Origin of the sequence: Pseudomonas sp. N2-3-1-14 (assembly GCF_041228395.1) — a bacterium.
Lineage (GTDB): Bacteria > Pseudomonadota > Gammaproteobacteria > Pseudomonadales > Pseudomonadaceae > Aquipseudomonas.
This window is the reverse complement of the sequence record NZ_CP166199.1, coordinates 4,122,019-4,135,264: the sequence shown is the minus strand read 5'-3', so window position 1 is coordinate 4,135,264 and position 13,246 is coordinate 4,122,019. Positions and strand designations below refer to the sequence as shown.

Here is a 13,246-nt window from a genome sequence, read left to right as displayed (position 1 = left end):
GAGGCAGATGGGAACGGCTGCGACCTACAAAACTTTGCAAAATAACACCAGGGTTCTGGCACGCACTGCTCAGTGTTCCCGCTTCGGAAAAATCAGCTCAAAACATGTCAATGCGCTTTCACTGGTGACGCTGTAGCGGCCGTTATGCAGCTGCATGATGGTCGCGACGATCGATAAACCCAGCCCGTTGGACTGGGCCGAGCGTTCCCGCGATTCGTCCACCCGATAAAACCGTTCGAACAGCCTGGGCAGGTGTTCGGCGGGGATGGTCTCTCCCTGATTGCTGACGCTCAGGCGGATGCCTTCGGCATTTGGCGTGGCTTGAATCACCAGCTCCGAACCGGGGGCGCCGTATTTGATGGCATTGGCACACAAGTTTGCCAGCGCCCGGCGCAGCAGCATCGGTTCAGCCCAGATCACGCCTTCGCCTTGCGCGAGGATGCTGATATTCACATCGCTCGCCAACCCTTCGAAGTAATCAGCCATGCGTTGCACTTCATCCGCTGCACTCAGCTCCTGGCGCTGGCGCAAGGCGCTGGCCGGATCGGTGCGGGCGAGAAACAGCATGTTGTCGAGCATCCGTGCCAGGCGTTCGAGCTCTTCGACATTGGAGGCCAGCAATTGCTGATAGCTTTCGATGCTGCGGCTCTGCTGAAGCGCGACCTGGGTTTCGCCCAGCAGGTTGTTGATCGGCGTGCGCAGTTCGTGGGCCATGTCGGTAGACACCTGGCCCAGTTGCACAAAACCCTTGGCCAGCCGCTCGAGCATGGTGTTGAAAGAGTCGATCATCGGCAGAAGTTCTTTCGGCGCACCGTGGCTGTCGAGTCGTTCGGCAAGGTTACCCACGCCGACGCCTTGCGCGTGTGTGGCCAGGCGCCGCAGCGGCAGCAGGCCTCGGTACACCAGCAGGTAACCGACCAAGGCGAGGATAATCGCCGCGATGCTGGCCAGGATAAATACGCTCAGGCGATAGCTGGCAAGCATGGCGGTACGTTCGGTCATCAAGCGTCCCGTGGTGACTTGCAGGCTTCCCAGGTCTCCGGAATCAATGGAGGCGGCGACGGTGGCGAAGGGTACGCCGTTCACTCCAGGTAAGTGGTGCACGTCGGAAAAGCCCAGTTCATGGTCCTTTGGCACGGGCGTTACGTTCGGCATTTCAATGTTGCCCGGGTTGACCAGCAATAACGGCTTCTGCCCCGGCGCCGCGATACTCAGCACCGACTCGCTGTTGCCCAGCATGTTCCGGAACAGCTCCGGCTTGGTCTTGATCAGGTCCAGGGTGTTGCTGTCGTTGAGCAGGTCGCGCAACTGGTCGGCGCGATAGATCAGCGCGGCATCGTCACGCTTGATCAGTTCACGCTCAAGTTCGCGGTACAGCGCCACGCCCAGGGTGGCCAGCAGGGCAAAGGCGAGCAGGGCGAAGATCAGCGCCAGGCGCAGGGTCAGCGAGTAGTGGCGGCGGTTGTTCATGGCTGGGTGTCGAAGCGGTAGCCAATGCCCCGCACGCTGTGGATCAACTTGAGCTGGAACGGGTCGTCGATTTTCAGGCGCAGGCGCCTCACGGCGACGTCGACTACATTGGTGTCGCTGTCGAAGTTCATGTCCCAGACCCGCGAGGCGATCATCGAACGTGACAGCACCTGGTCCTGATGGGTCGCGAACAGATGCAGCAGGGCGAACTCTTTATTGGTCAGGGTAATGCGCGCGCCGGCGCGGGTGACGCGGCGTTTGAGCACGTCGATCTGCAGGTCGGCGATGTGCAGCTGTTCTTCTTCGCGGCTCGGGCCGCGGCGGTCAAGGTGCGCAAACGCGCGACCAGCTCGGCGAAGGAGAACGGCTTGATCAAGTAATCATCGGCACCCAGTTCCAGGCCCTTGATGCGGTCGGCAATGTCGTCGCGGGCGGTGAGAAACAGCACCGGCGTGTCGGCCTCCTTGCGCAGTCGGCGCAGCACTTCCCAACCGTCCATTTTCGGCATCATCACATCCAGCACGATCACGTCGAATGACTTTTCCAGCGCCTGGTGCAACCCGTCCACACCGTCACGGGCAAGGCTCACGGAGTAACCCAGTTCCTGCAGCCCATTGAGCAGGTAATTGCCGGCCTTGGGTTCGTCTTCGACTACAAGGATACTCATGGGGAAGTGCCCTGATTCTGTGCGTGGCGCAAGTGTAGCCCGATCAATTGTCACTGGCGCAACCGATGCCCTGTACCTGGTAGTCCAGCACATGTTCGCGGCCCTGGTGGTCGAGGTAATCGAGGCGGGCAGGGACGATGCCGCACTGCCCGTAGGTGTCGGTGCTCGACAGCACTTTGTCGACGTCCAGGTGCACGAAGAAGCCGGTCTTGTCGTGGATCACGTTGTTGGCGGAAGAGGTGTCGGCGGCAAATGCGGAACCGGTGGCAAGCAGCGCGGCGAAGCCCAGGATAAACAGTTTCATGGCAGTAGCTCTCTTAAAAGGTCGGCTGCCGGGATTGGCAGTGAGTTCACAGTAACCAGGCGCCCCAAACAGCCAACCAACAGGATCATGACAAGTTCGTAATCAACGGATTCAAGGCTGGCGACCGGACGCTTCGAGGATCAGGTCGGTGATTTCCTTGGTGTGGGACACCAACGACAAGTGGCTCGAAGGCAGCTCGATGGTGGTGGCGTTCATGCGCTTGGCGAGGAAGCGTTCCAGCTCCGGGTTGATGGTCTGGTCATTGCTCGACACGGCGTACCAGGACGGCTTGGTGTGCCAGGCGGCATTCACGGTGCGACCACTGAACAGCGTCTTGGTAATCGGTTGTTGTACGGCGTACAGCTCCAGTGCCTTGGCGCGGGGCACGTCGGCGGCGAAGTACTTCAGGAAAGCGTCCTGGTGCAGGGTCAGGTAACCGTCGTGCTCTTCAACGCCGGCTCGCACCGGCATGCTCGGGTATTTGGCGGAGAGCGCGACAAAGTCTTCATTGGCGTCCGGCGCGCGGGCTGCCACATACACCAGAGAGCTGACCTTCGAGTTCGCGCCGGCGTCGCTGACCACGGTGCCGGCGTAGGAATGGCCGACCAGGACGGTAGGACCGTCCTGTTGATCGAGTACGCGGTTGGTGGCGGCGACGTCATCGGCCACCGAGGTCAGCGGGTTCTGTACGGCGGTGACATGCAGGCCGGCGGCCTGAAGACGGGTGATCACCTCGGACCAGCTCGAGCCGTCCGCCCAGGAGCCGTGCACCAGGACCACGTTGTTGGCTTTGATCGGTGCCACGGTGCCAGCCATGGCGGTACCGGTGCCCAGCATCAACAAGCTGGCGGCGATCAGGCAGAGTGTGCTTGCAGGTTTCATCGTGCGGCCCTTCATCAGTGTGCAGGTGTGTCACCCGGTGTGGGTGACTGGCGACGCCACTGTATGAAGTGAGGGTGCTGACAAGACTTACAGCTTCATTACAAGCTTGTAATGCAAAGGGGGAGGGCAGTGCTCTGCAACGTTTACAAGTGTTGACGTGATCCGTAGATTGCATCGGGGTCAGCATTTGTCAGCGATAAAAAGGAAACCCCGCAGTGTCTATTCAAGGTCCAGCCGCATTTACCCAACGCTACCGCGCCTTTTTATTCGATATGGATGGGACCTTGCTCAACTCTATCGCCGCCGCCGAACGGGTCTGGAGTATCTGGGCTGAACGCCACGGCCTGGAGGTGGCGGCTTTTCTGAGTACCATTCACGGCGCACGAGCCATTGATACGATCACCCGGCAGGCATTGCCAGGCGTGGACGCTGAAGTTGAAGCGCAGTGGATAACCGAGGCGGAAATCAACGATGTCGAGGGTGTCGTCGCGATTCCAGGCGCTGTCGAGTTTCTGAACAGTTTGCCTGGCGGTCAGTGGGCGCTGGTCACGTCTGCCCCCAGGGAGTTGGCGTTGCGCCGCCTGCAAGCGGCGGGCATTGCGCCGCCGGCAGTGCTGGTGACGGCCGAGGATGTCGCCAGCGGCAAACCGGATCCGGCTTGTTATGTGCTGGGTGCGCAGCGTCTGGGCGTACCGGTGCAGGACTGCCTGGTGTTCGAGGATGCGACGGTGGGGATTCGCGCCGCGGAGGCGGCGGGGGCTGACGTGGTAGTCGTGACCTCGACGCACTTGCAGCCCATGGTCACGGTACATGCGTCGATTCATGGGTATGAGCGCGTGCGCGTGCATCGTAATGATGACGGGTTGCTGAGTTTATCGATCGCCGTGGCTTGATACACGAAAGCCAAACCTGTTATCGCTCCTGATTTCATCAGCTGCCGGGTCGGTCTGACCTTACGCTGTTTTCCGGTAGGGCCTGCAGTCGGCTGCTGCGAAGGCCCTGTCGGGACATCACCATTTCTCTGAGGATTTCGTTCGCCAGCCGGGCTATCGCTTCTGGGCCGCGATAGTGCGCGCGCACGATACCGGTGATTGCAAAGTGGTCGGTTTCAGGGCCGCTGAGAACAGCCGACAATGTGCCGTCAGCGTGCAGTGTGCAGGCGATTGTGTAACTGGGCAGGCGGGCCGCCAGCGCAGTTTCAATTTCGGATTTACTCAGGGTATCCATCTGTTTCAGCCCTTAATACTGACCGTGCAAGCCCAAGCATAGGTCTTGCTGCGACACTGTAAATGCCGGTGATCTGATAGCCCGCAAGGAGGCGTCATCGTGCAGTTTTGTGGTGCGTTCGTTGCGCGGCGCGTTGACACAACTTGCGCAGAATCGCCTTCTGAATAGGCTTGAGGCAGAACGCAAACAGGTAACCGCACAGAAACAGCGCCAGATCAGGCCAAGAGCTACCATGGGAGGCACTGCTACTTTCAATTTCGTATCTCAGGCCATAACCCAGCGTCACGAAGACCAGCCCTATCAGCAGGACGATCCACCAGGACTTGGAAACGAGGGGCTTGGGGGCGGCGTGCCTCATCGACGTGCTCCTGAATGCACTCGGACGGCAGGATAAGAGTCAGAAGATTCGGCTGTGGATTACGCAACAAGTTCAAGTCGTCAAGACAGTTTCATCTTGGGGCGAAGCGCAAGGCGCAAAGCGTGCTGTTCACGCAAGAGACTCGAGCAGCCTTTAAGGGTCTTCGCCAGCCGTTACAGTGAACGAAAGGGCTGGCTACTGAGAGTGCGTCAAGGAGTCTGGTTTTTGTCCGGAGCCGTCAGGCCAGCCTGGATACGCTGGTAAATCTCCTCGCGATGCACGGCAACGTCCTTGGGTGCGTTGATGCCGATTCGTACTTGCTGGCCGCTGACGCCCAGAATGGTGATCGTGATGTCATCACCGATGTTTATGCTTTCACCGACTTTGCGGGTGAGTATAAGCATGGACTTCTCCTTGATTACTTTTAAGGACACATGTTTCAGACAGGGCAGATGTCGGATGTGTGTAGCTTACTGCTAAGCGCTTCCCTGTGACTGCCTCTTTTAGGACGCATAGAGGCGACATTAATTCCCATGGCGGCATCATACAGGTCTGCGATACATCATTCGCATTGTTTAAGCCAACGTTTATGACGGCCAGAATAGACAGTGAATGATAAAGTTGCCTCTTTATCCTCAAAGGAGCAGGGCAGTGCGTAAAGTAGCGATGGCAATTGCGGTGTTGGCATTGGCCGGTTGCGGTGAAGGCAAACCTGTCGAAGCGCCCAAGGCCAAGCCTGCCGTGACTGAAAGCCAGCCAGGCACCGGCGCGATTGCCGCTCAGGAATGGGATGTGTGGGTCGGCCCGCCGGACCACAAGCTCCAGGCAATCACTGACTTGACTGCCTGGTTGCTGGAACATGGGTTTAATTTTTATATCGTGAAAACAGACGGCAAGGACGATGTCCTGTTGGGGCCGTTCGCCAGTAAGGCCGAAGCCGAAGCCAAGCAGGCGCAACTGACCGAAAAACTGGCCCGCGCCAAGAAAAATGACACCGAGTCCCAGGTGATTGAACACAAGGTTGCACAGTAACCAACAGACCGGGCGGGAGTTCCTCCCGCCTTCAACCGCAGGCTTTCAGGTTAACCGGGCCGACAAACTCGTTGCCCCGCCCCATCACGCAGGCCACGGTCTGGTTGCGCTGGCGCTCCCAGGTTTGTACCGGGTAAGTCTTGTTCCAGGCTTCATATAGTTGGCGGTCCTGTTTCGACAGGCGCAAGCCATATTGTTTGCTCATGTAAAAGTAGGTCCGGGCAATCATTCCGCGAATAGACGGGCGCGGCATGACCTTTTTTGCCTTGAAGTCCACTTGGGTCAAACATGAGCCGTACTGTCCGGTTTGTACCGGCAGCCAACCAAAACTGAAGTTATTGCGGTCACCATTGACCTCCCCGATGCTAGGCACCAGGTTGTGCAAGTCGGCCTCTGCACGCTTGAATACATCATCGCGGCGCGTACAGTTCTTGCGTCCACCGTTCTGCCAGCATTGACGCTGATGGCCGATCTGCCAGGCTGGAACGATATGCTCCCATTCGATGCGTGCGGCACGGTTGGCATTTTTGCGTGGAATATACCCGCAGGCTTTTAAATCCACCCGGTTGCCGGTGTATTTGCAGCCGCAGTAAAACTCTGTGGATTGTGGCGCATAGAGCTTCCAGGCAACTTTCTTGGCTTCGCTGAAGGTTCGAGGCGCCTGGGCGTTGGCAGTAATGGCAAAAAACAGACAAAACAACGCAGTAAAGCGAACACTCATTGAATCAATCTTCCTTCGGCACAACCCAGAAAATCTGCACACCACCGTCGTCCCGATAAGCGAGGGTCACGTTGTCGTTCTCCGCAATTTCTTCCAGCAAGCGCGCCCATTCATCTTCGGGCTCTTCGGGTAAACGGAAGATCAAGGCTGCCTTGGCTTTCTGGGCATTGGTCGAGTTGATGATTTTTTGCACACGAACGGCCAAGCGTGCGTAAGCGTCAGGCGGGGTTGTGGTTGCGGAAGAGGACTTTGCCACGGAGCATTCCTTAGTTTGCTGTATGTGTATACAGTATTTAACTATAAGGAATTTCGCAACTGCTTAAAACTCAGGACTTGCGCGGGGAGTTGTGGCGGGGAAGTTTCAAGGGAAGATAGAGGCGAGTAAACCCGCCTCCACAGTGTTATCAGAAATCAATATTCCCAGAACATCCGTTGCAGCTCTTTGCTGTCTTGGGTCTTGGTCAGCGCAACCATCGCCAGGATCCGCGCTTTCTGCGGGTTCAGGTCATGGGCAACCACCCAGTCGTACTTGTCGTCAGGCTGTTCGGCGTTACGCAGCACGAAACCGCCGGCGTTCACGTGGGACGAGCGAATGATCTGCACCCCTTGTTTGCGCAGTTTCTGCAGGGCAGGGACGACCTTGGAAGACACCGAACCATTGCCAGTGCCGGCATGGATGATGGCTTTGGCGCCAGCCTGAGCCAGGGCCTTGACGGCGGTGTCGCTCACATTGCCGTAGCCATAAGCGATTTCAACGTCCGGCAGGCTTTTGATGGTTTTGATATCGAATTCAGAATCCAGGGTGTGGCGCTTGGCCGGCAGGCGGAACCAGTAGGATTTGCCTTCAACCACCATGCCCAATGGGCCCCATGGGCTCTTGAACGCTTCGGTCTTGATATTGATCATCTTGCTGACGTCACGACCCGACTGGATCTCATCGTTCATGGTGACCAGCACGCCCTTGCCGCGTGCATCTTTGCTGCCAGCGACGGCGACGGCGTTGTACAGGTTGAGCATGCCGTCCGCCGACATGGCGGTGCCCGGACGCATCGAGCCCACCACAACGATTGGCTTGTCGGTTTTTTCCACCAGGTTAAGGAAGTAGGCGGTTTCTTCGAGGGTGTCGGTACCGTGCGTAATCACGATGCCGTCGACGTCCTTGCTGTCGGCCAGTTCGGCAACACGGCGACCCAGTTGCAGCAGGTTTTCATTGTTGATGCTTTCGGACGCAATTTGCATCACTTGCTCGCCGCGCACATTGGCAATCTGGCTAAGCTCAGGAACACCAGCGATCAATTGCTCGATGCCGACCTTGGCCGCCTGATAAGTGGCGCTGTTGGCAGCGCTGGCGCCAGCGCCGGCAATAGTGCCGCCGGTGGCAAGGATCACCACATTGGACAGTTTGGTCTTGGTTTCAACTTCCTTTGCCTGAGCGGCAACGGGGAACAGCAGCAGGAGGGCGAGTGCGCCCGGAACAAAAGACTTCAGTGCAGATTTCATTATTTTTCTCTCTGGTTTTTGATGAGTGCGGTCGCAGGTTCATCTAGAACACCCGGGCGGTTCTGAACGCCACGAGGTGCCAGGAAAGAGCAGGATTTGTACCAAGCTGATTGTGTTCGTGCCTATAAATTAAGGTGTTGATTTAAAACACTATTTACAGATATCCCAGAGGACATGAAAAAGCACACGTCCGGCTTTCCGAACGGGGAGGCAGTATCGTGTTCGGTTGTCCGAAAGCCATCAGGGCATATCGACAGGTTGCGTATGACATGAGTCTCACAGGCTGTCGTTTTAGAGAACGGGCGGGCGAGGGCGATGTTTAGTCGCATCCACCGAATGGGGCGCAATGGCAGGTAGCAATGGGCTTGGATGAAAGGCGTTTTTCACCCGTTGACAAATCTCGACAAGGTTCTCATAGTTTGACTAACGCAAACGTTTGCGAGACGGTCTGCCGTGCAAGCGTTGCTCACAATAATCATAAGATCGGAGTGAACCCATGAAGCTGCCATTTGCTGGACGTCTTCTTGCTGTCGCTGTGCTTGCCGCTGCATCCGCTGCTCTGCCCCTTTCCTCTGCTTTTGCCGATGACGCCGCCGCCAAACCCAAGGTCGGCCTGGTGATGAAGTCCCTCGCCAACGAATTCTTCGTGACCATGCAGGACGGCGCCAAGAAGTATCAAAAAGACCACGCCGGTGATTTCGACATGATCACCAACGGGATCAAGAACGAAACCGATACCAGCGCGCAGATCGATATCGTCAACCAGATGATCCTCGCCAAAGTAAACGCCATCGTGATTGCTCCGGCTGATTCCAAGGCGTTGGTCACCGTGTTGAAGAAAGCTTCCGATGCGGGCATCAAGGTCGTCAACATCGACAACCGCCTTGATCCGGATGTATTGAAAAGCAAAAACCTCGATATTCCGTTCGTAGGCCCGGATAACCGTAAAGGCTCCAAGCTGGTCGGTGACTACCTGGCCAAGCAACTGGCCGCGGGTGACAAGGTCGGCATCATCGAAGGTGTCCCGACCACCACCAACGCGCAGCAGCGCACCGCAGGCTACAAGGACGCGATGGACGCGGCCGGCATGAAGATCGTCTCCACTCAGTCGGGCAACTGGGAAATCGACCAGGGTCAGAAAGTCGCCTCCGCCATGTTGAGCGAATACCCGGACCTCAAGGCACTGTTGGCGGGTAACGACAACATGGCCTTGGGCGCTGTCTCTGCCGTGCGCGCTGCGGGCAAAGCCGGCAAAGTGCTGGTCGTAGGCTACGACAACATCGAAGCCATCAAACCAATGCTGCAAGATGGCCGTGTGCTTGCGACCGCTGACCAGGCTGCCGCCCAGCAAGCCGTGTTCGGTATCCAGAACGCGCTCAAGCTGGTCAAGGGTGAGAAAGTCGATGCCAAAGACGGTGTGATCGAAACCCCGGTCGAACTCGTCCTCAAGAAGTAATCCTGGCAGCACCCAACAGCGCCCGCTCGTCCTGAGTGGGCGCCTGGAGATTTTCCTATGTCATCTTCCGCCCCGAACGCTGTCCTCTCGGTCAGCGGTATCGGCAAGACCTATGCCCAACCGGTTCTGTCCGACATCACCCTGACGCTCAATCGTGGGGAAGTGCTGGCGCTGACCGGTGAAAACGGCGCAGGTAAAAGTACGCTGTCGAAAATCATCGGCGGGCTGGTCACGCCGACCACCGGGCATATGCAGTTCAATGGTCAGGACTACCGTCCCGGCAGCCGCACCCAGGCTGAAGAGCTGGGCGTGCGCATGGTCATGCAGGAGCTCAACCTGCTGCCCACACTGACCGTGGCCGAAAATCTGTTCCTGGATAACCTGCCCAGCAAGTGTGGATGGATCAGCCGCAAACAGCTGCGCAAAGCCGCGATCGAAGCCATGGCTCAGGTCGGCCTGGATGCGATCGACCCGGATACCCTGGTTGGCACCTTGGGCATTGGCCATCAGCAGATGGTCGAAATCGCCCGCAACCTGATCGGCGACTGCCACGTACTGATCCTCGATGAACCCACGGCGATGCTGACCGCGCGTGAAGTCGAAATGCTCTTTGAACAAATCACCCGCCTGCAGGCTCGGGGCGTGGCGATCATTTATATTTCACACCGGCTCGAAGAGCTGGCCCGTGTTGCCCAGCGTATTGCGGTATTGCGCGACGGCAAACTGGTCTGCGTCGAGCCGATGGCCAACTACAACAGTGAGCAACTGGTCACCCTGATGGTCGGGCGCGAGCTGGGTGAACAGATCGACCTGGGCCCGCGCACTATCGGCGGCCCCGCCTTGACCGTGAAAGGGCTGACCCGCTCGGACAAGGTGCGTGATGTGTCCTTTGAAGTACGCGCCGGGGAGATCTATGGCATCTCCGGCCTGATCGGCGCCGGCCGCACCGAGCTGCTGCGCCTGATCTTCGGCGCGGACCTGGCGGACAGCGGCACTGTCGCCTTGGGGTCGCCGGCTCAGGTGGTGAGCATTCGTTCCCCGGTGGATGCGGTGGGCCATGGCATTGCCCTGATCACCGAAGACCGCAAGGGCGAAGGCCTGCTGTTGACCCAGTCGATCAGCGCCAACATTGCTTTGGGCAACATGCCGGAAATTTCCGGCGGCGGCGTGGTGAACAGCCGCGACGAAACCGCCTTGGCCAAGCGCCAGATCGACGCCATGCGCATCCGCAGCTCCAGTCCTGCGCAGTTGGTGTCTGAGCTGTCGGGCGGTAACCAGCAGAAAGTCGTGATCGGCCGTTGGCTGGAGCGCGATTGCGCGGTGATGCTGTTCGATGAGCCGACCCGAGGCATCGACGTCGGCGCCAAGTTCGACATTTATGCCTTGCTCGGCGAATTGACGCGCCAGGGCAAAGCGCTGGTGGTGGTGTCCAGCGACCTGCGTGAGCTGATGCTGATCTGTGACCGCATCGGTGTGCTGTCCGCCGGGCGCCTGATCGAAACCTTCGAGCGCGACAGCTGGACCCAGGACGAATTGCTCGCCGCCGCTTTTGCCGGCTACCAAAAACGTGACGCGCTGCTCAACGACGCAGCGCTTAGGGATACCCCATGAAAACCACAACTTCCCCGGGTAAAACCGGCGGCAACTTTTACGGCCTGGGCACTTACCTGGGGCTGGCTGGCGCCTTGCTGGCGATGATTGCGCTGTTCTCAGTGTTGAGCGATCACTTCCTGTCCTATGACACCTTCAGCACCCTGGCCAACCAGATACCGGACTTGATGGTGTTGGCGGTGGGCATGACGTTCATCCTGATTATCGGCGGCATCGATCTGTCGGTTGGCTCGGTGCTCGCATTGGCCGCGTCGGCGGTCAGTGTGGCGATTCTCGGCTGGGGCTGGAGCGTGCTGCCGGCAGCGCTGCTGGGCATGGGCTGTGCGGCAGTGGCAGGCACCATCACCGGCTCGATTACTGTGGCCTGGCGAATCCCCTCGTTTATTGTGTCCCTCGGCGTGCTGGAGATGGCGCGCGGCGTGGCGTACCAAATGACCGGCTCGCGCACCGCCTATATTGGTGATTCGTTTGCCTGGCTGTCGAACCCGATTGCCTTCGGAATTTCGCCGTCGTTCATCATTGCCTTGCTGGTGATCATTGCCGCTCAGTTGGTGTTGACGCGCACGGTGTTTGGTCGCTACCTGATCGGTATCGGCACCAACGAAGAGGCCGTGCGCCTGGCCGGGATCAATCCCAAGCCGTACAAAATCCTGGTGTTCAGCCTGATGGGGCTGTTGGCCGGTGTGGCGGCACTGTTCCAGATTTCGCGCCTGGAAGCGGCGGACCCGAATGCCGGCTCCGGCCTGGAGCTGCAGGTGATCGCCGCTGTGGTGATCGGCGGCACCAGCTTGATGGGCGGACGCGGTTCGGTTATCAGCACCTTTTTCGGCGTGTTGATCATTTCGGTACTGGCCGCTGGCCTGGCGCAGATCGGTGCTACGGAGCCCACCAAACGCATCATCACCGGTGCTGTGATCGTGATTGCCGTGGTCCTCGACACTTATCGCAGCCAGCGCGCCAGCCGGCGAGTCTGAACCATGGCGACGATCAAGGATGTGGCAGCGCTTGCGGGTATTTCCTACACCACCGTGTCCCATGTGGTGAACAAGACGCGGCCGGTGAGTGAGCCTGTGCGGATCAAGGTCGAAGCGGCAATCAAGCAGCTCGATTATGTGCCCAGTGCGGTCGCGCGATCGCTCAAGGCCAAGACCACCGCCACCATCGGCCTGTTGGTGCCGAACAGCCTCAACCCGTATTTTGCCGAGTTGGCCCGCGGGATCGAGGATTACTGCGAGCGTAATGGCTATTGCGTGATCCTCTGCAACTCCGATGACAACGCTGAAAAACAGCGCAGCTACTTGCGCGTGTTGCTCGAAAAGCGCATCGACGGCTTGATCGTGACCTCGGTAGGGGGCGACGACAGTGGCCTTGCCGCTGGCTTGAGCGCAGTGCGCACGCCCATGGTGATCGTCGACCGTGCGCTGGATGGCATCGATGTCGATCTGGTGCGCATCGACCACGAGGAGGGCGCCTACCTGGCGACCCGGCACTTGCTTGAACTCGGTCACCGCGACATCGCCTGCATTGGTGGCCCCGGCCACACCCGCGTGGCGCAAATGCGTCTGGCGGGGTATCACCGGGCGCTGCGTGAGGCGGGTGTGCAAGTAGCGGCCAATCGCACTCAAGAGAGCGACTTCACCAGCATCGGCGGGTATGCCGCAGCCGTGCAGTTGCTGTCGGACAATCCGCCGAGCGCGATCTTTGCCAGTAACGATATGATCGGTTTCGGCGTGTTGCGCGCTGCGGCAGAGCGCAATATTCGCGTGCCCGGCGAATTGTCGGTGATTGGTTTCGATGATATTCAAATGGGCCGTTACGTGTACCCGGCGCTGACTACGGTCGGGCAGTCGATCGTGCAACTGGGCGAAACGGCGGCCGAGCTTTTGCTGCGAAGAATTGCAACCCCCAACTGCCGATCGTTCAACGTATCGTGACGCCGAGTATTGTTTTGCGTGAGTCGACGGCGCCGGTCGCCGGTGTGTTCGCCCAATACCGCTGAACCGAATTGATGAGTACTG

The 13,246-nt window shown here is 58.7% G+C and carries 14 protein-coding genes and 2 pseudogenes; 6 read left to right on the top strand and 10 right to left on the bottom strand.

Annotated elements, in window-relative coordinates:
- Positions 1-69: 69 nt before the first annotated feature.
- From AB5I78_RS18925 to AB5I78_RS18910, 4 genes and pseudogenes are all read right to left on the bottom strand, one after another.
- Positions 70-1,470 carry a heavy metal sensor histidine kinase gene (locus AB5I78_RS18925; protein WP_369301017.1) on the bottom strand — a complete coding sequence of 467 codons (1,401 nt, stop codon included), beginning with the start codon at positions 1,468-1,470 and terminating at the stop codon, positions 70-72.
- Positions 1,467-2,137 (bottom strand): annotated as a pseudogene (locus tag AB5I78_RS18920) (heavy metal response regulator transcription factor). The gene AB5I78_RS18925 and the pseudogene AB5I78_RS18920 overlap by 4 nt, the downstream one beginning before the upstream one ends.
- A gap of 43 nt (positions 2,138-2,180) precedes the next feature.
- Positions 2,181-2,441: a DUF2790 domain-containing protein gene (locus AB5I78_RS18915; RefSeq protein WP_145165834.1), complete on the bottom strand. Its 261-nt coding sequence runs from the start codon at positions 2,439-2,441 to the stop codon at positions 2,181-2,183.
- Between the two features lie 111 nt (positions 2,442-2,552).
- Positions 2,553-3,323 carry an alpha/beta fold hydrolase gene (locus AB5I78_RS18910; protein ID WP_369301016.1) on the bottom strand — a complete coding sequence of 257 codons (771 nt, stop codon included), beginning with the start codon at positions 3,321-3,323 and terminating at the stop codon, positions 2,553-2,555.
- Positions 3,324-3,538: 215 nt separating this feature from the next.
- Between AB5I78_RS18910 and AB5I78_RS18905 the strand changes: the two genes are divergently transcribed.
- Positions 3,539-4,216, top strand: a complete 678-nt coding sequence (locus tag AB5I78_RS18905) for an HAD family hydrolase (protein ID WP_369301015.1) — start codon at positions 3,539-3,541, stop codon at positions 4,214-4,216.
- Positions 4,217-4,253: 37 nt separating this feature from the next.
- Here AB5I78_RS18905 and AB5I78_RS18900 read toward each other — a convergent pair whose 3' ends face one another.
- The 3 genes from AB5I78_RS18900 to csrA all read right to left on the bottom strand — a co-directional run bounded on the left by AB5I78_RS18900 (position 4,254) and on the right by csrA (position 5,312).
- Entirely contained in the window at positions 4,254-4,550 is a 297-nt protein-coding gene (locus AB5I78_RS18900) for a hypothetical protein (RefSeq protein ID WP_369301013.1), read from the bottom strand.
- Between the two features lie 94 nt (positions 4,551-4,644).
- A complete protein-coding gene (locus AB5I78_RS18895) occupies positions 4,645-4,908 on the bottom strand; it encodes a hypothetical protein (protein WP_145165837.1) in 264 nt (87 codons plus the stop codon).
- Positions 4,909-5,117: 209 nt separating this feature from the next.
- Positions 5,118-5,312 carry a carbon storage regulator CsrA gene (csrA, locus tag AB5I78_RS18890; protein WP_003192511.1) on the bottom strand — a complete coding sequence of 65 codons (195 nt, stop codon included), beginning with the start codon at positions 5,310-5,312 and terminating at the stop codon, positions 5,118-5,120.
- Positions 5,313-5,574: 262 nt separating this feature from the next.
- On the opposite strand from csrA, the gene AB5I78_RS18885 reads away from it, so the two are divergent.
- Positions 5,575-5,940, top strand: a complete 366-nt coding sequence (locus AB5I78_RS18885; protein WP_369301436.1) for an SPOR domain-containing protein — start codon at positions 5,575-5,577, stop codon at positions 5,938-5,940.
- 31 nt (positions 5,941-5,971) lie between these two features.
- Here AB5I78_RS18885 and AB5I78_RS18880 read toward each other — a convergent pair whose 3' ends face one another.
- The 3 genes from AB5I78_RS18880 to AB5I78_RS18870 all read right to left on the bottom strand — a co-directional run bounded on the left by AB5I78_RS18880 (position 5,972) and on the right by AB5I78_RS18870 (position 8,161).
- On the bottom strand, positions 5,972-6,661 hold the full coding sequence (locus AB5I78_RS18880) for an endonuclease (protein ID WP_124418031.1): 690 nt from the start codon (positions 6,659-6,661) through the stop codon (positions 5,972-5,974).
- A gap of 4 nt (positions 6,662-6,665) precedes the next feature.
- The gene (locus AB5I78_RS18875; protein WP_369301012.1) at positions 6,666-6,917 is read right to left on the bottom strand and encodes a DUF1654 domain-containing protein; all 252 of its coding nucleotides are present in this window, start codon (positions 6,915-6,917) and stop codon (positions 6,666-6,668) included.
- Positions 6,918-7,072: 155 nt separating this feature from the next.
- Positions 7,073-8,161 carry an asparaginase gene (locus tag AB5I78_RS18870; protein ID WP_369301010.1) on the bottom strand — a complete coding sequence of 363 codons (1,089 nt, stop codon included), beginning with the start codon at positions 8,159-8,161 and terminating at the stop codon, positions 7,073-7,075.
- 496 nt (positions 8,162-8,657) lie between these two features.
- Here AB5I78_RS18870 and AB5I78_RS18865 point away from each other — a divergent pair, with 496 nt between their 5' ends.
- The 4 genes and pseudogenes from AB5I78_RS18865 to AB5I78_RS18850 all read left to right on the top strand — a co-directional run bounded on the left by AB5I78_RS18865 (position 8,658) and on the right by AB5I78_RS18850 (position 13,227).
- Positions 8,658-9,617: a sugar ABC transporter substrate-binding protein gene (locus AB5I78_RS18865; RefSeq protein ID WP_145165840.1), complete on the top strand. Its 960-nt coding sequence runs from the start codon at positions 8,658-8,660 to the stop codon at positions 9,615-9,617.
- Between the two features lie 57 nt (positions 9,618-9,674).
- Positions 9,675-11,228 (top strand): sugar ABC transporter ATP-binding protein, encoded by a 1,554-nt coding sequence (locus AB5I78_RS18860; RefSeq protein ID WP_145165841.1) that lies wholly within the window; start codon positions 9,675-9,677, stop codon positions 11,226-11,228.
- Positions 11,225-12,202, top strand: coding sequence for an ABC transporter permease (locus tag AB5I78_RS18855; protein WP_145165842.1), 978 nt, complete (start codon positions 11,225-11,227; stop codon positions 12,200-12,202). Before AB5I78_RS18860 ends, AB5I78_RS18855 begins: the two co-directional genes overlap by 4 nt.
- A gap of 3 nt (positions 12,203-12,205) precedes the next feature.
- A pseudogene (locus tag AB5I78_RS18850) lies at positions 12,206-13,227 on the top strand (LacI family DNA-binding transcriptional regulator).
- Positions 13,228-13,246 lie beyond the last annotated feature (19 nt).